Raw genomic sequence first — 19848 nt, 5'->3', positions numbered from 1 at the left:
CAATTAGCAATAAACAGTTAACAATTACTCTGGTTTTTTAATCCTTGTTGATTTAAGTATTGCAAACATTATTTTGGAAAGTTCATCTGCCCTTTCAAGTAATCTGTTCGCGATTGTTAATTCAATATATTCCGAATCTCTTAAAAGATTTAGCCAATATTTGGTTTCTAAACTTTCTTTATAGGCAATTGAAATTTTCGCAGAAAAATCTTTTTTTGAAATTGCTCCATTAGCCTCAGCAATATTTGCACCTATGGATGTTCCAGCTCTTAAAAGTTGTTTAGATAAAACATATTCCTTATTATTCACTAGCTTCTGATTTAGTTTAATAATTTGTAAAGCGAAATCATAAGATTTACTTAAAAGAGGGTTTTCATTATTCATTGCTAATTAATTAGTGTTTATTGCTAATTGTCAATTTCTTTTCACCCTTTTCTCATTCTGCTTTACAAAAGCATCCCAACCGGTATAACTTTTACCGATCTCGACCCGGCCTTCATTATAAAAATGGCATACTGCGGCGGCCAGTCCATCTGTACTATCCAGGTTTTTGGGAAGAGATTTCAGGTTTAACATGCTTTGTAACATTTTAGCGACCTGTTCCTTACTGGCGTTTCCGTTACCGGTAATGGCCATTTTAATCTTTTTAGGAAGGTATTCCGTAATAGGTATTTGACGTGAAAGGCCTGCAGCCATGGCTACACCTTGTGCACGGCCCAATTTCAGCATAGATTGTACGTTCTTGCCAAAGAAGGGCGCCTCTATAGCAATTTCATCTGGATGATAAGTGTCTATAAGTTCAATGGTACGTTCAAAAATAAGCTTAAGTTTGGTGTAGGGGTCATTGTACTTTTGAAGCAGCAGTTCGTTCATTTGAAGAAACTCCATTTTTTTATTTACGACTTTTATGAGTCCAAAACCCATAATCGTTGTTCCCGGGTCAATTCCCAATATTATTTTTTCGTTAGCCAAAATGCTTAATTTGTATTTAATTTTACCGGAATACGGTATTTGGAATTTACCGGTTTTGCTTGTTTTAAAGCGGGTGCAAGTTTAGGAAGATTCTTTAAGCTTTGCGTAATAATACCATCAAATTCTGGCATTTGATCCAGTACAGATGCATCTTTTTCAATATCAACAACTTTAATTTCACCCAAGGTATCTATCACGAAAATTACATTTACCGTTTCACTTTCCGCGTCGGTCAAGGTAAATTCAAAATCATTTAAGGTTTCCTGAAAATGGGAAATCAATGTTTCCTCAAAGCATATTTTTTGTTCTGCTTTAGAAGCAGATTCGTCACAGGTATAGAAAAAAGGATAGGAATCTACCGTGTTCCAGTCTATTTGTCCCAATTCTTCATTAATAAGCTCTTGGGTTCTCTTTTCTTTGGATTCAAAGAAGGTGCAAGAACCTAAAAAAGTAATTATCAAGAAGGGCAAATATCGTTTCATCACTCCTATTCTAAAGGGAAAATTACGATTTTTTAGGGAGTTTAATCTTTGGAAAAATGGATTTGTTCCTTTAGTTCCTTGATTCGTTTTTTTACAGTTTCATAATAAAAGGGGTGTTCGTTTGGAAACTCCTTTAAGAATTTTTCATAGTAGGCCAATTTCTTTTCAGGTTCTGCTCCAGAATTATCGTATGTAGTACATACGTTATAGAAAATACGTGCATCTTGATAATTTTCTTTATAAGCCATTTTATAATAGGAAAAGGCTACATTAATATCATCTTGTTGTCTTGCAATTTCAGCTAATGCACTATATCCTTGTGCAAAAATTGGTTTTTGAACATCCATTGCTTTATTAATGAACAACTTTGCACTGTCTAGTTTTTTCTCCTTTTCATAGACCTTTGCCAATCCAAAATAGGTTTGGGAATTTTTATCATCGCGACCTAATAAAATTTTATAGGTGTCTTTGGCCTTTATAAATTCCCAATTATGATAATAACTATCGGCCAACTTTTCATACACATAATCCTTGGTTTCCCCCAGCTCCAAAACGTTCTTAAACCAAGGTATAGCGTTTTTATACTGATAGTCATTATATAATACCAAAGCTTTAAGATTAATCAAAGAAACATCATTTGCATAAAGATCCAAACCCCTTTCAATGTAATCAAGCGCTTTGTCCCGCTCTTGCTTGATGGTATAATATTTTGCAAGTTGAAACAGACTTCTTAAATGAGTTTCATCGATAGCAATTGCTTTTTTATAATGCTTAATACTCGCAGCTACATTATCATCCTTTCTTTTAGCTTCACCTAGGTAATATTGATATTCTGGATTTACAGCATTAAGGCCAACAAGTTGCATAAAGACCTTTGTAGCTTTGGTATGTTCATTTGTTTTTAGAAGAAGCTTACCAAGTTCAAACAGGGCCAACTGGTTGGTTGAATTTGCTGAAGTAAGACTTTCATATTGAATAATAGCTTTTTCATAATTACCAATGGCATTGTAGCTTCTTGCAATTTGAAGCCCCGCAACACCGCCTTCTATCTTGGCATATTCGTTAATGGCTTTGGTGTAATCACCTAACATATACAGACTATCTGCAGTGGCATTTACCGGCGTTTGGGCACCGTAAACTACCATATGTATACCAACAAATAATAATGCTACGGCTTTCACCTATTTTAATTTAAAGGTTACAGGAATAGAAAAAGGAACATTTACCGTATTTCCTTGATGCTTACCGGGGGTCATATTAGGTAATCGTTTTATAATACGCTCTACCTCATCTTCCAATAATTTATCAGGCCCCCTTAAACGAATATTTTCTATTGCCCCCTCTTTAGTAATCATGAACATAACACTTACCCTGCCCTGTAAACCTGCCTCTTGAGCTTCAATTGGATACCTGAAATTTTTGCTGATATGAAGTTGAATTTTATCATTAAAACAGCCTCGCTTATCCGAAGCATTTTCACATCCTGGAAAAATTGGGACTTGATCTATCGAAGCAAAAGAAATAGTTTCGGTTTGCTCACTTTTACCGGTAGAATTCTTACTAGATTCTTCTAAAAAATTTAAATCCAGTGGTTGGCGTATTTTATTTAATATTAAAAATGAATACTGCTCATCTTTAATTACGACATTTCTAGGTGTACCCTTAATCAAATCAAGAGCTTTATTGACCTTTTTTATTTCAGTTCCGGTCAAATCCTTTACATCTTCTACCGTAATCCAATCACCCGGCCCTAAATTTTTATCGTCTTTTTCTATTAGATGAATGGACATATCTTTATCGCTTACAGATATTCTAAGATTTTCATCAAGAATTTGAAATGCCTTTTCTCTTTTTACATAATTGGTATATTCCTCTTCTGATGGATAAACCATAGATGCTGGATCAATTTTCAATTTACCAGGATACTTCTGCATCAAATCAGACATGTAATAAATGAAACTCAAACTACTTCTAAAATATTCTTTTTTGGTTTGAATGTAAAAATCTTTATGTTGGTTGTCTCCAAATATATTAGGCATTTCAATAAACCAATTTTCACCATATTGGATTTTTGCTTGCTTAATTTCAGATTTAATATCTTCAATCAGTGCTTCGTCATTTAAGGATAGTTCTTGATTTTTCACCTCGCTTGTCGTAGATTCACTTTCACAACTGGTATAAATTAACATACCCAATACTAAAGGAATCAATAATAAATACTTCAACTTAAATACATCTTTTGATTTTGATTTTTGTAACATGACTATTCGTTTTTTGATTAATGATTTTGTAAAAAATTGATTGATGAATGATATATGTTCCGTTTCAAATACCTGAGCCAGCAACTGTTGATAATGAGCGGGCTGTTGCTCTTTACTAACTTGGGCATCGGCAATAAATTCGTGAAGCTCTGCCGTTCTGTTTTGGTATACGTAAACCAAAGGATTAAACCATGCAATGATTCGCATGAGTTCAAAAAATAAAAGATCCCACGTATGGCCTTGTCTTATATGGACCAATTCATGTGCAATAATGGTATCATGTTTTTTAGCCACTACCTTATCGCCCAAAAAAATGGATTTAAAAAATGAAAAAGCCATGGTACTATTACTAATGATAATTTGAGTGAATTCCGGATATTTTATCTTTTTACCATGCTTTTTCAAGAGATGCAGTTGCCCTAATTTCAGCAGAAACAACACAAAAGCTACCAACATTCCTCCATATAAAAGGCCCTCTTGCCAGGTAATATTAAAAAATGGCTCGTCTATAGCGGTAGCCGTTATTTCCAGTTTTTGAAAGTTCCACCATAGTTCTGGATACATTACAAGGTTTTGTGGCACCTGTTGCTTAAATGCTTCTATTTTCACCCACGGTAATACCAAGGAAAGTATAAATGTTGCCAAAAGGTATACCCGGTTCCATTGAAAAAAGGTTTCCCGCTTTAGAAAGAAGTCATAAATCACCAAAAACAGCAATTGAAAAGCAATACATTCTAGAACAAATTGTAACATATGATGGTTGTGTTAGAAATTATTTGGACTTTTTGTTAATGGGATCTTCCGTTTTTTGAATCTCTTTCATAACAGCTTCCAGTTCTGTTAGGCTCATATCATTCTTCTTCATAAAGAAAGATACCATACTCTTAAAGGAACCTTGAAAATAGTTATCTACCAATTGGGTAATAGATTGGTTGCTATAGTCCGTTTTCTTGACCAAGGGAAAATAGATATGCCCCCTACCTGCTTGTTCATGGTCTACAAAACCCTTGCTTTCCAAAATACGCACAATGGTAGAAATTGTATTATAAGCGGGCTTGGGTTCCGGTAATTTTTCTATAATGGAAGCTACGTTACCTTTTCCCAATTGCCATAAGATTTGCATGACCTCTTCTTCTGCTTTTGTCAACTGTTTCATTCAACTAAATTTTTAGTTTGTTCTTCAAATATAACTAAAGTTTTAGTTTAAACTAATTTTTTAGTTAAAAAAATTGAAGATAGTAGAAACTCCATGTAACAATTGAGACTTATCTTAGTCTTATGGATAACAATGAATAGAATTTAAATGGATATAGTTTTATTAGTTCTGGGGTTTATCTTTATGCTTATAGGTATCCTTGGCAGTTTTTTACCCGTTTTACCGGGTCCACCAATTAGTTGGATTGGTTTGTTACTGCTTTATATGACCAAAGCAATTTCCATGAACTGGACATTCTTAGGTATAACCTTGGCCATTGCATTAATTGTTTTTGCGCTGGATTATATCATCCCTGCCATGGGCACCAAAAAATTTGGAGGTACTAAAGCGGGGGTAATCGGCACCACTATAGGCCTGGTGGTAGCCCTCATATTTCCAATACTGGGACCCTTTGGTATTATTATATGGCCATTTATTGGGGCACTAGTAGGCGAATTATTGAACAAGGCGGATAAAAAAACCGCTACGAAAGCGGCCTTTGGTTCATTTTTAGGTTTTTTGACCGGTACCTTTATAAAATTTCTGGTCGCCATAGTCTACTTGGGCCTATTTATATCACGGGCTTGGGAGCATAAAGAGGCTTTGTTTCCGTATTTCAATTAATATCAATGATCGATCCACTTGGTTTTTAAGGTAATGGAATTACGTTTTCCTTCTGGTAATTCTCCATCAAAATTGCCCATATAAAAAAAGCCTAAACATTTTTCGCCTTCGTTCAAGGTAAAAAACTCATCCATGTATTTTATGAGTCCCGGTGAAGACCAATAAGAGCCTATACCCATTTCTGTACATAGTAACCACATATTCTGTACGGCCATGGCTACTGCAGCAACCTCCTCCCATTCCGGCAAGGACTCTTTTAGGTCCCTTTGCATACAAATGGCGATTATGGCACTGGCACGTTGTGGATTTTCCTGCAACTTTCTTATTTTAATTGCTTTTGGCTTGGGGTCCAATTCTTGGTATTTCTTTGACATAAATGTCCCCAAACGTGCTTTTGCCTCTCCCTGAATGACCTTAAATCGCCATGGTTCCGTACACTTATGGTTAGGGGCCCAATTGGCGGACTCCAACACCTTTTCAATATCTGCCTTTGCAATTGGTGTATCATTATATTGTACTGGAAAAATAGAGCGTCTTTTTTTTATTAGATCAAATATCATTGTTATAATTTATAGGTAAAATTAAGGCATAGGCAATAAACCAACTGTTAGACAAATATTAAAATGAGCAGCCTTGACGCTCACAACGCCTATTTACCGATCAATAATTCCATACAATTTTTTAAAACAGGATTTGTATGTTCCTTTTTCCAGATAACGGACAACTCTGCACGTTGGGGTATATTCTTTAACTCAATGAACTTTACCCGCATTTGAAAACCGTTTTGTAGCGCAGTAGGTACAATGGCAATTCCCATATGATTCTCTACCAACTTAAAAATGGTATGCGCATGAACGGATTTATGCGAAACTTTAGGTACAAAACCTGCATCTTGACAAATACTCATGATGGTGTCATAATATAAAGGGCTATACGCTTGACTAAAAAGTATAAACTCATCATTGCTAAATTGGTGCATACCTTCAAATTCCCTTGTAATCATTGGATAACGTTCAGGCAATACCAAAGAAAAAGTATCCTTGAACACCGTTTCCATCCTCAAGGTATTCGGTACACGAGATAGGCGCACAAATCCCATATCAAGCCGATCGTTGAGCACGGCATCCACTTGTGCCGTATTGGTCAGCTCTTCCAATGATGATTTTACATTTGGATAGACCTCTTTGATCTTTAGTAATAGTTTGGGTATGACCTCTTGCATGGCAGAACCTAAAAAACCTATTCGCAGCTCGCCACTATTGCCATCGCCAACTAATTTTAATTGACGTTCAACTTTTTCCAAATAATTAAATATAAAGATAACCTCCTTCTTTAAGTAATGCCCGGCAGGGGTCAAGGAAACTTTTTTCTTGTTACGCTCAAAGAGTTGGGTCTCTAATATTTCCTCCATTTGCTTGATCTGCCTACTTAATCCCGGCTGGGAAATAAACAATTTTTCCGCCGCTTTTCTAAAATGTAACTCTTGTGCCACCGCCAGAAAATATGTGAGATGACGTAGCTCTATTTGATTACCCATAGTAATGAATTGATGATAAAATTGATATTACCGATTATTAAAAATAGGTATTAATTTTAAATTAAATCTTGAGACGTCAAAACTATGAGCGAACAGATATTTAAATTGGGAGAAGATTGGTTGACCGTAGGAAAGGCTTTATCCATTGCCAAAGGAAACACCTCATTGATCATTACGGATGAAGCTGTCAAAAAAATCAGCGAAAGCTGGGACATCGTCCAGCAAATTGTAGACAAAGGACATCCAGTCTATGGCATCAATACCGGTTTTGGACCATTGTGTACCACTAAAATATCCAAATCTGAAACCAGTGTATTACAATCCAACATTCTTCAAAGCCATAGTGTTGGGGTAGGCAAGCCTATTGAGAAAGACATCGCAAAACTTATGCTCATCTTAAAAGCACAGTCGTTGGCCAAAGGATATTCCGGTATAGCATTGAACACCTTGGAGCGAATTATTTGGCATATAGAAAACAATGCCATACCGGTTGTACCGTCCCAAGGTTCTGTGGGTGCATCGGGAGATTTAGCGCCTTTGTCCCATTTGTTTCTACCTTTAATTGGGTTAGGTAAAGTTTCCTATAACAATGAAATCATTACCTCTGAAATCTTGTTCAAAAAAACCGGGTTAAAACCTATTGCCCTAGGCCCAAAAGAAGGATTGGCGTTGATTAACGGTACCCAATTTATAGCGGCGCACGCCGTTAAGGTTGTGGCAAAATTTCATGCCTTGCTCGCGCAGGCCGATATAATTGGAGCCATGATGATAGAAGGACTCCAAGGTTCGGTTAAACCTTTTTACAACGAGCTTCATGCCCTTCGTCCGTTTAAAGGAAATATCCATGTTGCCAAAAGGGTAAAAAAATTATTGAAAGGTTCTGAAATCATGGAAGATCATATTGATTGTGAAAAAGTACAGGACCCCTACTCCATTAGGTGTATTCCCCAAGTACATGGTGCATCACGTAACACATGGCTGCACTTAAAGGAACTGGTAGAAGTTGAATTGAATTCCGTTACGGACAACCCGGTCATTATAAATAAGGAACTGACCATAAGCGGAGGTAATTTTCACGGCCAGCCCTTGGCAATGGCCTTGGACTATGCCTGCCTAGCTGCATCTGAAATTGGCAATATTTCAGATAGGCGCATTTATTTAGCTTTGGAAGGTAACAACCCTGGAGTACCTAAATTACTAATGAAAGATACGGGTATAAATTCCGGTTACATGATTTTGCAGTATACCACAGCAGCATTAGCAAGTGAGAATAAAGGATTGTGCTTTCCATCCAGTGCGGACAGTATACCCACTTCATTGGGCCAAGAAGATCATGTGAGCATGGGTTCCATAGGCGGTAGAAAGGCATTACAGGTACTTGGTAATGTAGAGAAAATTCTCGCCATTGAATTACTCACCGCGGCACAAGCCTTTGAATTTAGAAAACCTTTAAAATCTGGAATATTTCTGGACGAAGTGCACAATGCTGTACGTGATCAAGTGCCATTTGCCTGTAAGGACCGTGTTTTTGCCAATGACATTGAAAAAGGCATTCAAATGATCCGTAACAAAACCATATTAAAAGTAGTGGAACGTGTTCAAAAAGAACATGGCATTTCATTAACGACAAAATATTCAAATGAATTCGAAGTATATTGATGCTATGGAAAAAATAACACTGATAGGTCCTTTTAAACAAATTATACCAATGACGGGACTACCGTTGAAAGGTGCATTGAACGATAGTCAATTGTCCATCATTGCAGATGGTGGCATTGTATTAAAAAACGAACGTATTATAGCGATCGGAACTTTTGAATCGCTTAAGGCAAAATATATCCATGCCCATATTCACCATTTAAAAGGTAACCATGTATGTGTACCAGGTTTTATAGATTGCCATACCCACATTTGTTTTGGGGGTTCGCGCGCCAATGACTATGCTATGCGCAATGCAGGCAGTTCATATCTAGAGATTGCAAAATCTGGCGGGGGTATTTGGGACACTGTGACCCAAACAAGAAAATCCACCCAAGAACAATTGGTAAAGAGTACCTTAAAATTGGCCAACCGTCATTTAAAAAATGGTACGACTACCATTGAAGTTAAAAGTGGTTATGGTCTAACGGTAAATGAAGAATTAAAAATGTTAAGGGCTATAAAAATCGCTAATAATGATGCATTGGCAGATTTGGTACCTACATGCTTAGCAGCGCATATGTTACCCAAGGATTATAAAGGTACGGAAGTAGAATATCTTAATGAGATGAGCAAGAAACTTTTTCCAGTACTTCTAAAAGAACAACTCGCCAATCGTATTGATGCCTTTATAGAGCAAAGTGCCTTTAGCCCAGTACAGGTACAACCCTATTTTGAAACTGCAAAGCAGATGGGTTTTGATATTACCGTACATGCGGACCAGTTTACCACAAGCGGAAGCAAGGTCGCCATAGATTTCCATGCAATAAGTGCAGACCACTTAGAAGCAAGTACGGATAAAGAAGTGCACCATCTTGCCAACAGTACTACTATAGCTACCGCATTACCAGGAGCTTCAATAGGTTTAGGGTGCGCTTTTGCCCCTGCACGAAAAATTCTTGATGCCGGTGGTGCTTTGGCCATTGCAAGCGACCATAATCCTGGTTCTGCCCCCATGGGCGATTTACTTACCCAGGCCAGTATTTTAGGAACTTTTGAAAAACTGACCAATACAGAAGTTCTTGCCGGTATTACTTTTAGAGCCGCAGCAGCTTTAAACCTTACCGATAGAGGTATATTAAAAGAAGGTGGTTTGGCAGATTTAGCTGTATTCCATACAAGCAATTATCAAGACATTTTATATAACCAAGGCAATTTTAAACCCTGCATGGTTTGGAAAAACGGCTCGCTGGTTTATGACAAACATAATTAGCCTACAGCTATTATAAACTAGTACATATTAGCAATTTTATCATTTAATACTGCACGTTTTAATACATACGTGGAAAAAATATAAGGAATGGATTTTAGAGAACACATACAAATGGGCATACCTAATGATCTCCCTGCAAAAAAGGACCGTTCATTGCATCTCAGCCATCCGCCCAAACGAAAGGATATTTTAACGGTTGAAGAAAAACGATTGGCAATCAGAAATGCACTCCGTTATTTTCCATCCAAATGGCATTCTACTTTGGCGCCGGAATTTGCCAAAGAACTTAAAACGTATGGCCGTATTTATATGTACCGTTTTCAACCTGACTATAAGATGTATGCGCGTTCTATAGAAGAGTATCCCGCTAAAACATCAAAAGCAGCGGCCATAATGTTGATGATACAGAATAATCTGGACCCCGCCGTGGCACAACATCCCCAAGAACTGATTACCTACGGGGGCAATGGAGCCGTTTTTCAAAATTGGGCGCAATACCTACTGACCATGCAATACCTGTCAGAAATGACCAATGAACAAACCTTGCACATGTATTCCGGTCACCCAATGGGCCTATTTCCTTCATCCAAGGATGCACCAAGGGTAGTAGTTACAAATGGTATGATGGTTCCCAATTATTCCCAACCAGATGATTGGGAAAAGTTCAATGCATTGGGCGTAACACAATACGGACAAATGACAGCGGGTTCCTTTATGTATATTGGTCCGCAGGGAATTGTCCATGGCACGGCAATTACGGTCATGAATGCATTTAGAAAAGTATTAAAGGCCGATGAATCTCCAAAAGGAAAAATATTTCTTACCGCTGGATTAGGGGGTATGAGCGGTGCACAACCAAAAGCGGGCAACATAGCCGGATGCATTACCATTTGCGCAGAAGTGAATCCGGTAGCAGCCACCAAAAGATATGAACAAGGTTGGGTAGATGAGCTAATTGATGATTTGGACATTCTTGTAAACCGCACTCATAAGGCGGTCCAGCAAATGGAAGTGGTATCCTTGGCATATATTGGGAATGTAGTAGAGGTATGGGAACGCTTTTACTCGGAAAACATGTACGTTCATCTAGGATCTGATCAAACATCGCTACACAATCCTTGGGCAGGCGGCTATTACCCCGTTGGACTAACGTTTACGGAAGCAAACGACATGATGGGCACAAACCCCCAATTATTCAAGGAAAAAGTACGGCAATCCTTGCGCAGACATGCGGACGCTATAAACCTTCATGCAGCAAAGGGCACATATTTCTTTGATTACGGCAATGCTTTTCTATTGGAAGCATCACGCGCAGGTGCCAATGTAATGGCCGAAAACAAGATTGATTTCAAATATCCATCATACGTTCAGGATATTCTTGGCCCTATGTGCTTTGATTATGGTTTTGGTCCGTTCCGGTGGGTCTGTGCCTCTGGAAATTTGCACGATCTTCAAAAGACCGATGCCATTGCGTTAAGTGTTATGCAAGAAATTAAGGAAACGGCTCCAAAGGAAATTCAACAACAACTACAGGACAATATTAAATGGATACAGGAAGCGGAACAAAATCAACTAGTAGTTGGTTCCCAAGCACGTATACTTTATGCTGATGCCGAAGGAAGGGCCAAAATTGCATTGGCATTTAATACTGCCATTGCCAATGGGGAGTTGTCCGCACCCGTAATTTTAGGAAGGGATCATCATGATGTAAGCGGTACTGATTCGCCGTATAGGGAAACCAGTAATATTTATGATGGTAGTAGGTTTACCGCGGACATGTCTATCCACAACGTAATAGGAGATAGTTTTAGAGGTGCTACATGGGTCTCTATTCACAATGGAGGTGGCGTTGGCTGGGGAGAAGTTATGAACGGTGGTTTTGGATTGGTGCTTGACGGATCGGTCGATGCGGAACGTAAACTAAACAATATGTTGTTCTTTGATGTCAACAATGGTATATCAAGGCGCAGTTGGGCCAGAAACGATGAGGCTATTTTTGCCATACAACGAGAAATGGCAAGAACCCCTACGCTTAAAATAACTTTGCCTAACTTGGTACATAAGGAACTTTTAGAAAATTTATTTTAAATTTTAGGTTTATTAATGCTCTAAAAAACAAATAATTACAAATACATAAATAACAAACAATCTTAAAAATGTAAGATTTTTACTACATTTACGTTATAGTAGTATATGATTAAAATCTTCTCGTTCCCCCCTGTGCCAAAAACTTTGGCACAGTCGAGATTTTATAGTTCGTAAAACTGATTTAAATTATTCAGGAAAATATGTCAAACTATAAACTTCCAAAAAAAGAAAACTGGATAGGCAGGTCGTCTGGCCATCAATTATACTTGAATGAAAAAGTGGAACTCTCCAACATTACATCCAAATTTCCATTCAACTCTCATAAGACCTTTGCTTTATTAGGCTATAGTAGTGATGAAGGCGTACGCAGAAACCAAGGTAGGGTTGGTGCCAAATTTGGTCCGGATTCTATTAGAAAACAATTGGGTAAAATGCCCAATCACCTAACTCAAGAAACCAAATTGTTGGATTTTGGCAACCTAGAATGTAATGGTCAGGAATTGGAAAACTTACAAAAACAGTTATCCAATACCGTAAAGATGTTCTTGGACAAGAATACTATTCCGATTATACTAGGCGGTAGTCATGATCTTGCCTATGGCCACTATCACGGCTTGTTGCAGCATCTTCCAAAAAACAAGACCATTGGCATTATCAATTTTGATGCACATTTTGATTTAAGACCCAATACGGATGGTAACAATTCAGGCACTCCATTTTACCAACTGGCCATGGAGCATAGGGTACAGGGCACACCATTTAAATATCTGGCCCTAGGGGTAAGAAAAGATGCCAATACAAAAGATCTCTATGATTTTGCCGAAGCAAACCAGGCCTTTTACCTTCAGCGCAAATATTTTTGTATGACACATGCAGAACATGTGGAACTCCGTTTGATACAGTTTATAGAAGATGTGGACTACCTGTATACTACCATTGATCTGGATGGTTTTTCGTCTGCTTATGCCCCTGGGGTAAGTGCAGCATCTCCCATGGGGTTTTCACCTGACATTGTACTTAAAAGTTTAAAATTAATTATAGAGTCGGAAAAATTAATGGCCCTGGATGTGGTAGAGCTTAACCCTAATTATGATATAGATGATCAAACCGCTAAATTGGCCGCATCATTGATTCATTATGCTATTCATAAACTGGCCTAAACAAAAAAAGCCTCCCATTATGGAAAGCCTTTCATTGGGTAATACCGGTCAAAACCGATAAACACAATTGCCTCAATTGTTGTCTGAGGCACAACACAACGCTGTAAAGATAATAAAGGTTTTTCAATAATTGTATGCCCATTTAAATTCTTACCTCTTCATTTTAAAAAGGTAACCCTACTTACTTTTTTTAGCATGGAACATCTCATAGATTTTTCGTTTTTCCTCTAACGTAAATTGTTTGGCAGCAAACCAATCAAAAATTTTAATTTTCTCATTTTCAATTTGTGCATTTCTAATGGCCTTTAAGGAAACAATATGCCAGTGCGTACCTTTTTTACGCGACACGGAGTAGCCCACATCTTCCATAATATAGGACTGTTTAGGTCTATTGATCAGGCGAACACCATTTTTTAGAACGGCCAGAGTCTCGGTTAGACTAACTACTTCTGAAAAGGAATATCTGGCAAAATCGTCAAAACCATTTTGCTCTACATTATAAAGTTTATCACCAATTTTCAGGATATCCATAGCATTTAAAAAGGGGCAAAAATAAAAGGGGAAATTGCCAAATGAAATGAAAACCGTCTTTAGTTATCCACAAATTAGATGGCTAAATCCTTATAAAAAATATTAAGCCATTCCTTTCATCGTCAACAAGGTAGTAACCCAAACAATTACAGAGGATAGAAAAATACCAATGGTGTTGGCCAAAAAGGCCTTTTTCCGTTCTATTTTAAATAAGTAGCTCGCAATACTACCGGCATAGACACCGGTGCCGGGTATAGGCAACATTACAAAAAATATTAAACCATAAAAGCCATATTTCTTAATTTGATCTCCAGAACCGGTTTTGGCCCTTCTAGCTACAAAAAGTGCGTTTTTTTTATAAAAATGCCATCTCAGCAATGATTTATTGATGGTATTTAGAAAATACATCATGATCGGAAATACCATTACGTTGGCCAAAAAACATACGACCAATACTAAATATATGTTCACTCCATTAAGCAGACCGTAAGGTATACCTACCTTGGCCTCCCCTAATGGTGAAATGCTCCAGAGTGCCGCTATGATTAAATCCTTAAACATTGTTCTATTTTAAGCGACTGCAAAATTACGTTGTTCTACACTAAGAATGTCTTATTTAAATCACAAATAATTAAACTAAATGGTTCAAAAGTCAAAAAGATTGCTGTACGTAAAAGCAGTGCTTTACCGGTAAGGCTATCACCGCTAGCTACTGTTCCTATCCATAAAAACCCTATTTTTAATCAATGGCTTAATGAATATCAATTTCAACTATGACTAAAAAAAATTCTAGAAGATCCTTTATAAAACGTGCCACGCTAACTTCAGCTGTATTGGGCACTTCCCCGTATATTTTAACTGCATCCAATAACGAAATAATTGCACTGAAAAGAAGCTATGGCAATACGGTATATAGTGCAAATGACCATATAAACATTGCACTGATCGGGTCTGGAATACAAGGAATATACGACACCCAATCTGCACTAAAAGTTGATGGGGTTAAACTTGTTGCCGTATGTGATCTATATACCGGCAGATTGGAGCGAGCAAAGGAACTTTGGGGCGACCACCTTTTTGTTACTAGGGATTACAGGGAGCTTTTGGAATTAAAAGATATTGATGCCGTACTTATAGCAACACCGGACCATTGGCACCAAACCATTGCCGTAGCTGCCCTGAAAGCAGGCAAACATGTATATTGTGAAAAACCAATGGTTCAAAATTTTAATGAAGGCCAGGAAATAATAAAGGCGCAAAAGCTATCTGGTAAAATATGCCAGATCGGTAGTCAGGGAATGTCATCATTAGGAAATGAAAAAGCAAAGGAACTTTATGAAGATGGTGCCATTGGGGATATCGTAATGTTGGACATGTACAATGATAGGTACTCTGCGGAAGGCGCATGGCAATACCCCATTCCTACAGATGCAGACCCTAAAACTATAGACTTTGATACTTTTTTAGGCAAAGCCCCCAAAGTACCATTTGAACCTACTCGTTTTTTTAGGTGGAGAAATTACAAAGAATACGGTACGGGAGTTGCTGGAGATTTGTTCGTTCATGCATTTTCTACACTTAATTACGTCATTAGCTCAAATGGACCCAGTAGGGCCTTGGCCACGGGCGGACTCAGATATTGGAAAGATGGCAGAAACGTACCAGATGTATCGATTACTTTATATGATTACCCCAAAACCAACACCCATTCTCCCTTTAATGCAGCATTTCGTATAAATTTTATTGCTGGTAGTGGCGGCGGTGGCGGATTCAAATTAATAGGGACCGAAGGTGAAATGGAAATAGGACAGAATTCCGTTACCGTGAATAGATCTAAACTAAATTTGGTTCCCAGTGGGTATTCCATGATATCCTTTACGGAAGAAATGCAAAAAAACATACAAAAAGAATACGCTGCACAGGAAAACGACCGAAAGTCACAATTAACGACCGGAAAAACAACATGGCAAGCACCCAATGATTACAAAGGGGCCCACTATGACCATTTTAATAATTTTTTTACCAGTATAAGAACGGGCGGCAAAACAATACAAGACCCAAAATTTGGCCTTAGGGCCGCAGGTGCCGCATTATTGGCAAACGAAAGTTATTATAAAAGACAACCGGTAAACTGGGATCCGGAAAACATGAAGCTTATTTAAGAAGGCAGTTCAATGAACTGTATATGGCGTTCCACCTTTTCCTCGATGGAAATAAAGGATTCTATTCCACGTATACCGGCTACACTTAAAATTTCATCTTGGTATACTTGCTTATAGTGGTTACTGTCTCGCGCGTGCATTTTAATAAAAATATCATATTTGCCGGTTACATGATGTATTTTAACGACCTCTTCAATATCGTTCAATTTTTTCATAACACTTTTAAATAGACTTATCTCACTTAAAAAGATTCCTAAAAAAATAGTCATTTTCCATCCCATTTTGGCATAATCCAAAGTAAGGGTGGCACCGGTAATAAGTCCCATATCACGCATTTTCCTCATGCGCATATGTACAGTTCCTGGAGAAATAGTTAATTGTTTGGCAACATCAGTATAAGCTGTCTGTGCATTATCCGCCAGTATATTTAAAATATTAAAATCTACCTGATCTAACTTATTTCTCATCTATTTCATTTAAAAAATAATTAAACTATTGTAAGCTTTTATCCTTTTTTAACAAATTTAATTTATAGTAATGGAAATTTATGTGATAATATGATAATAAAAAGGTTGATTAATAGCGTTTTATTAATAATGAATTAATCAAATTATCGATCTCATAAAAAGCAGCCTTTTAAGCATTTATCCATATTCTTCTAAAACGACAATGTAAAATGATTAAAAGCTAAAAAATAGACAGATAATTTTTAAAAAACTGAATTTTAATCAACCTTACATTAAGTAAATAACTAATAAACAACACCTTATAGAAGTAGTCCATTTTTATTATTCTTCAACAATCTATAATATTGTCTAAGTCAATCTGTCAATTTAACCAGGGCATATTGCAAAGAAAAAGTATCCGGAACTTTTCATTTTACGAATACCATATTCCCTCAAGGCATTCATATACTTATGATGACTCATTGGTGTTTATGGCAACTATTGAGAAACCACTAAACTCGTTCGATTATGAAGAAAATTCTAATACTTTCCTTTTTTATGCTACATGTAATGCATGTAGCCCATGGGCAGGAATTATCAATATCTGGTAGCGTATCAGATGCGCAAGGACCCTTGCCCGGGGTAAACGTAATGGTAAAAGGCACAACCACCGGTGTCATTACTGATTTTGATGGGCAATACACCATTACGGCCACTGCAAATGCAACCTTGCTTTATTCCTTTATAGGCTATGCAAAACTTGAAGTGCCCGTTAATGGAAAAACAACAATGAACGTAACACTCAAAGAAGCTGCGGAGCAACTAACGGAAACAATAATACTGGGTACCAGGGGTGCCGCCAGGACCAAACTGAATACACCCGTTCCAGTAGACGTAATAAATATTAAAAAAGATGCCATAAATATGCCTCAACAGGATCTGTCACAAATGCTAGCTGCCTCGGCACCCTCCTTTACCGCATATACCAGTGGGGGAGGCGACCTATCCTCATTTGTTAGCCCTCCAAGTTTAAGAGGGTTGGCCCCAAACCAGATGTTGGTGTTGGTAAATGGTAAAAGAAGACACACCTCCGCAATTCTTGCTGCATCGCAAACGGGAACACCTTCTAATGCTGTGGACATGAAATTTATACCTTCTATAGGAATAGATAGAATAGAGATATTGCGCGATGGTGCATCTGCACAATATGGTTCTGACGCCATTGCAGGTGTGGTCAACGTGGTACTCAAAAAAGGGACCGGGGAATTTACGGGCACCCTTACAGGTGGCGCTTACCCTAATGCCACTCCAGACTTTGGGGATTCTGACCTGACCGATGCCGAAAAAGCATTGAACAGATCGTCTGGGGATTGGGACGGTTACAATTTTCAATTTGATGGCAACTATGGCGTTGGATTTGAAAATGGCGGATACTTCAACGCTTCGGTATTATTAAGTCAGTCCGAAAGAACGATCAGGCCTACGGTATTGGAAATTGACAGGGCACCCTTGTACAGTGATCTTTACCTGACCAATGGTACAACCGATGTAAACGGAAATCCTATCATCACCAACCCAGAATTGATCGCTGCACAAGGTAGTGGTGATGCAGGTTTAATAAGTTCCTTGACGACCGTAGAAGGCTTAATGGCCGCCAGGGGCATAGAACAGGTAGATGTATCCACTTACTCCGGGTTACCTGCAAAAACGTTGATGGGTTTTGGATTTAATTTGGAAACCCCATTGACGGATAGTACTGATTTTTATGCTTTTGGTGATTTCGGTTATCAATATTCAGATGCCTACAGTTGTTTTTACAGAAGGGCCGCACAAGCGGACAGGACCAGTTTTGCACTTTTTCCAAACGGATTTAGACCTCAAATCTATACCGATCAATATAATTTGTCATTGGCTACCGGTATTACAGGTGAGTTGGGAGATTATGAATTTGACCTAAGCAACACCTTTGGAACTAACTCCGCCAAATATGGCATGTTCAATACTTGGAACGCCAGTATTGGCGAAAGTTCCCCAACAGAAATGAATTTGGGAACACATAGTTTCCTTCAAAACTCCCTTAACTTGGATTTTACCAATTACTATGAAGATATTCTTTCTGGCTTGAACGTTGCCTTTGGGGGTGAATTGCGAGTTGAAAATTATTCCATTGAGGCCGGGCAGGAAGAAAGCTGGACAGCCGGCAGTGCAGGCGTTATAACCGCAACAGAGGACAATCAGGCATTGATCGGTCCAGATGGTTTTCCGTTGGAGGATTTAAACGGAGCGCCGATCGTAGATGGAACGGGAGCACCGGTGGTTCTCCCCTACGCAGGGGTAAGCCAGGAACTGGTAAAGAATTATGCGTTAAACTGTCAGTGTTTTAGAGGTTTTGCGCCAGAAAACGAAAGTAATAGCTTTAGGTCCGTAATGGCGGCATATGCCGATCTTGAATTGGATGTAACGGATGATTTCCTTATTTCTGGAGCATTACGGTTAGAAAATTATTCTGATTTTGGAAATGTAGTCACTAGCAAAATTGCCGGTAGATATTCCATTGGAGAAAATTTTGCGATAAGGGGATCATATAGTAGTGGTTTTAGGGCGCCATCGTTACAGGAATTAAACTATTCGCACAGTTATACGTTTTTCGTAAACCTGGTACCTTTTGACGGAACATTATATCAAAACAGCAGTTCTGCCGCAAATGCCTTGGGTATTGGACAATTACAGCAAGAACGTTCAAGAAACTTTAGCTTAGGGTTTACGACCAAAATTGGCAAACTTGATTTTACGCTGGATGCCTACAAAATAGATATTTTCGACAGGATATTTGAGACGGGGGAATTTAATTCAGGTACCACACCGGTTTTGGAACCCATTATTGGTAGCGGCTTGGCAAGTTTTAGAATTAATGGTGGTGATATTAGCACAAAAGGTGTTGAAGCCGTAGTTAATTACAATACCAGGATCGGGGATGGCCAGTTAGGGGTTATACTTTCCGGAACATTTAGGGAGAATAAATTTGAAAAGATTAACCTTCCTGATTTAAATACGAATTTGACCGATGAGGAATTGGCGGATAATTATGTAAACAGAGGGCTTATTGGACAATTTGAAACCGGCACACCCAGTAGTAAATTAATTGGGACCTTAAATTATTCCATTGGTAAATTTTCCACCATGGTTAGGGGAACCCGTTACGGATCCGTACAGACCAGGGATAGTAGAACCAGAACCCTATTAGATGGCACTACAGGGTATGCAGACCAATTTTTTACTCCAGAATTTACTGTAGACCTAGGGGTGACATATAAGATTTCGGATAAATTCAGTTTAACCGTTGGTGGTAATAACATCTTTAATGAATATCCTGAAATCATAAGATATGAACTAAGAACTTTCAACTTGTATTCCAACTATCAACAAGGCTCATCTGGCGCCTATTACTTTGGTAGATTAACGTTCACTTTATAATACAT

Annotated in this window: 18 protein-coding genes; 7 read left to right on the top strand and 11 right to left on the bottom strand. The window is 38.0% G+C overall.

Annotated features, from left to right (window positions below; genetic code table 11):
* Positions 1–24: 24 nt before the first annotated feature.
* Genes Q2T41_RS11970 through Q2T41_RS11945 form a run of 6 tightly spaced genes read right to left on the bottom strand, consistent with a single transcriptional unit; the run spans position 25 to position 4871 of the window.
* Positions 25–384: a four helix bundle protein gene (locus Q2T41_RS11970; protein ID WP_089259160.1), complete on the bottom strand. Its 360-nt coding sequence runs from the start codon at positions 382–384 to the stop codon at positions 25–27.
* 30 nt (positions 385–414) lie between these two features.
* Positions 415–972 carry a crossover junction endodeoxyribonuclease RuvC gene (gene ruvC / locus Q2T41_RS11965; RefSeq protein ID WP_089259158.1) on the bottom strand — a complete coding sequence of 186 codons (558 nt, stop codon included), beginning with the start codon at positions 970–972 and terminating at the stop codon, positions 415–417.
* A gap of 5 nt (positions 973–977) precedes the next feature.
* Positions 978–1454 carry a hypothetical protein gene (locus tag Q2T41_RS11960; RefSeq protein ID WP_304436289.1) on the bottom strand — a complete coding sequence of 159 codons (477 nt, stop codon included), beginning with the start codon at positions 1452–1454 and terminating at the stop codon, positions 978–980.
* Positions 1455–1495: 41 nt separating this feature from the next.
* Entirely contained in the window at positions 1496–2635 is a 1140-nt protein-coding gene (locus tag Q2T41_RS11955) for a tetratricopeptide repeat protein (RefSeq protein WP_304436288.1), read from the bottom strand.
* Positions 2636–4468, bottom strand: coding sequence for a TonB family protein (locus Q2T41_RS11950; protein WP_304436287.1), 1833 nt, complete (start codon positions 4466–4468; stop codon positions 2636–2638).
* Between the two features lie 19 nt (positions 4469–4487).
* On the bottom strand, positions 4488–4871 hold the full coding sequence (locus Q2T41_RS11945) for a BlaI/MecI/CopY family transcriptional regulator (RefSeq protein ID WP_304436286.1): 384 nt from the start codon (positions 4869–4871) through the stop codon (positions 4488–4490).
* Between the two features lie 147 nt (positions 4872–5018).
* Between Q2T41_RS11945 and Q2T41_RS11940 the strand changes: the two genes are divergently transcribed.
* Entirely contained in the window at positions 5019–5534 is a 516-nt protein-coding gene (locus Q2T41_RS11940; RefSeq protein ID WP_304436285.1) for a DUF456 domain-containing protein, read from the top strand.
* A gap of 2 nt (positions 5535–5536) precedes the next feature.
* Here the strand turns inward: Q2T41_RS11940 and Q2T41_RS11935 are convergent, their stop codons facing one another.
* Complete coding sequence (locus tag Q2T41_RS11935) at positions 5537–6094, bottom strand: nitroreductase family protein (protein ID WP_304436284.1); 558 nt, start codon at positions 6092–6094, stop codon at positions 5537–5539.
* 89 nt (positions 6095–6183) lie between these two features.
* Positions 6184–7071, bottom strand: a complete 888-nt coding sequence (locus Q2T41_RS11930; RefSeq protein WP_304436283.1) for a LysR family transcriptional regulator — start codon at positions 7069–7071, stop codon at positions 6184–6186.
* Between the two features lie 84 nt (positions 7072–7155).
* Here Q2T41_RS11930 and hutH point away from each other — a divergent pair, with 84 nt between their 5' ends.
* The 4 genes from hutH to hutG all read left to right on the top strand — a co-directional run bounded on the left by hutH (position 7156) and on the right by hutG (position 13230).
* Entirely contained in the window at positions 7156–8730 is a 1575-nt protein-coding gene (gene hutH, locus Q2T41_RS11925; RefSeq protein WP_304436282.1) for a histidine ammonia-lyase, read from the top strand.
* Entirely contained in the window at positions 8711–9982 is a 1272-nt protein-coding gene (hutI, locus tag Q2T41_RS11920; protein WP_304436281.1) for an imidazolonepropionase, read from the top strand. The genes hutH and hutI overlap by 20 nt, the downstream gene beginning before the upstream one ends.
* Positions 9983–10069: 87 nt before the next feature.
* A complete protein-coding gene (hutU, locus tag Q2T41_RS11915; RefSeq protein ID WP_304436280.1) occupies positions 10070–12070 on the top strand; it encodes a urocanate hydratase in 2001 nt (666 codons plus the stop codon).
* 200 nt (positions 12071–12270) lie between these two features.
* Positions 12271–13230, top strand: a complete 960-nt coding sequence (gene hutG, locus Q2T41_RS11910) for a formimidoylglutamase (protein ID WP_304436279.1) — start codon at positions 12271–12273, stop codon at positions 13228–13230.
* Positions 13231–13407: 177 nt separating this feature from the next.
* Here hutG and Q2T41_RS11905 read toward each other — a convergent pair whose 3' ends face one another.
* Both Q2T41_RS11905 and Q2T41_RS11900 read right to left on the bottom strand, forming a co-directional pair.
* The gene (locus tag Q2T41_RS11905; protein WP_304436278.1) at positions 13408–13761 is read right to left on the bottom strand and encodes a pyruvate kinase; all 354 of its coding nucleotides are present in this window, start codon (positions 13759–13761) and stop codon (positions 13408–13410) included.
* Between the two features lie 102 nt (positions 13762–13863).
* Entirely contained in the window at positions 13864–14322 is a 459-nt protein-coding gene (locus Q2T41_RS11900) for a COG2426 family protein (protein WP_089259133.1), read from the bottom strand.
* Positions 14323–14534: 212 nt separating this feature from the next.
* Between Q2T41_RS11900 and Q2T41_RS11895 the strand changes: the two genes are divergently transcribed.
* Positions 14535–15923: a Gfo/Idh/MocA family protein gene (locus Q2T41_RS11895; RefSeq protein WP_304436277.1), complete on the top strand. Its 1389-nt coding sequence runs from the start codon at positions 14535–14537 to the stop codon at positions 15921–15923.
* On the opposite strand, the gene Q2T41_RS11890 is transcribed toward Q2T41_RS11895, so the two are convergent.
* The gene (locus tag Q2T41_RS11890; RefSeq protein WP_089259127.1) at positions 15920–16390 is read right to left on the bottom strand and encodes an Lrp/AsnC family transcriptional regulator; all 471 of its coding nucleotides are present in this window, start codon (positions 16388–16390) and stop codon (positions 15920–15922) included. The two genes, Q2T41_RS11895 and Q2T41_RS11890, sit on opposite strands and share 4 nt — an antisense overlap.
* 507 nt (positions 16391–16897) lie before the next feature.
* Here Q2T41_RS11890 and Q2T41_RS11885 point away from each other — a divergent pair.
* Positions 16898–19843, top strand: coding sequence for a TonB-dependent receptor (locus Q2T41_RS11885; protein ID WP_304436276.1), 2946 nt, complete (start codon positions 16898–16900; stop codon positions 19841–19843).
* Positions 19844–19848 lie beyond the last annotated feature (5 nt).

The organism is Maribacter confluentis (assembly GCF_030505015.1).
In the GTDB taxonomy this organism is placed as follows: domain Bacteria; phylum Bacteroidota; class Bacteroidia; order Flavobacteriales; family Flavobacteriaceae; genus Maribacter; species Maribacter sedimenticola.
Note: the sequence above shows the minus strand (reverse complement) of the source record. Positions and strands in the feature narration are given on the sequence as shown.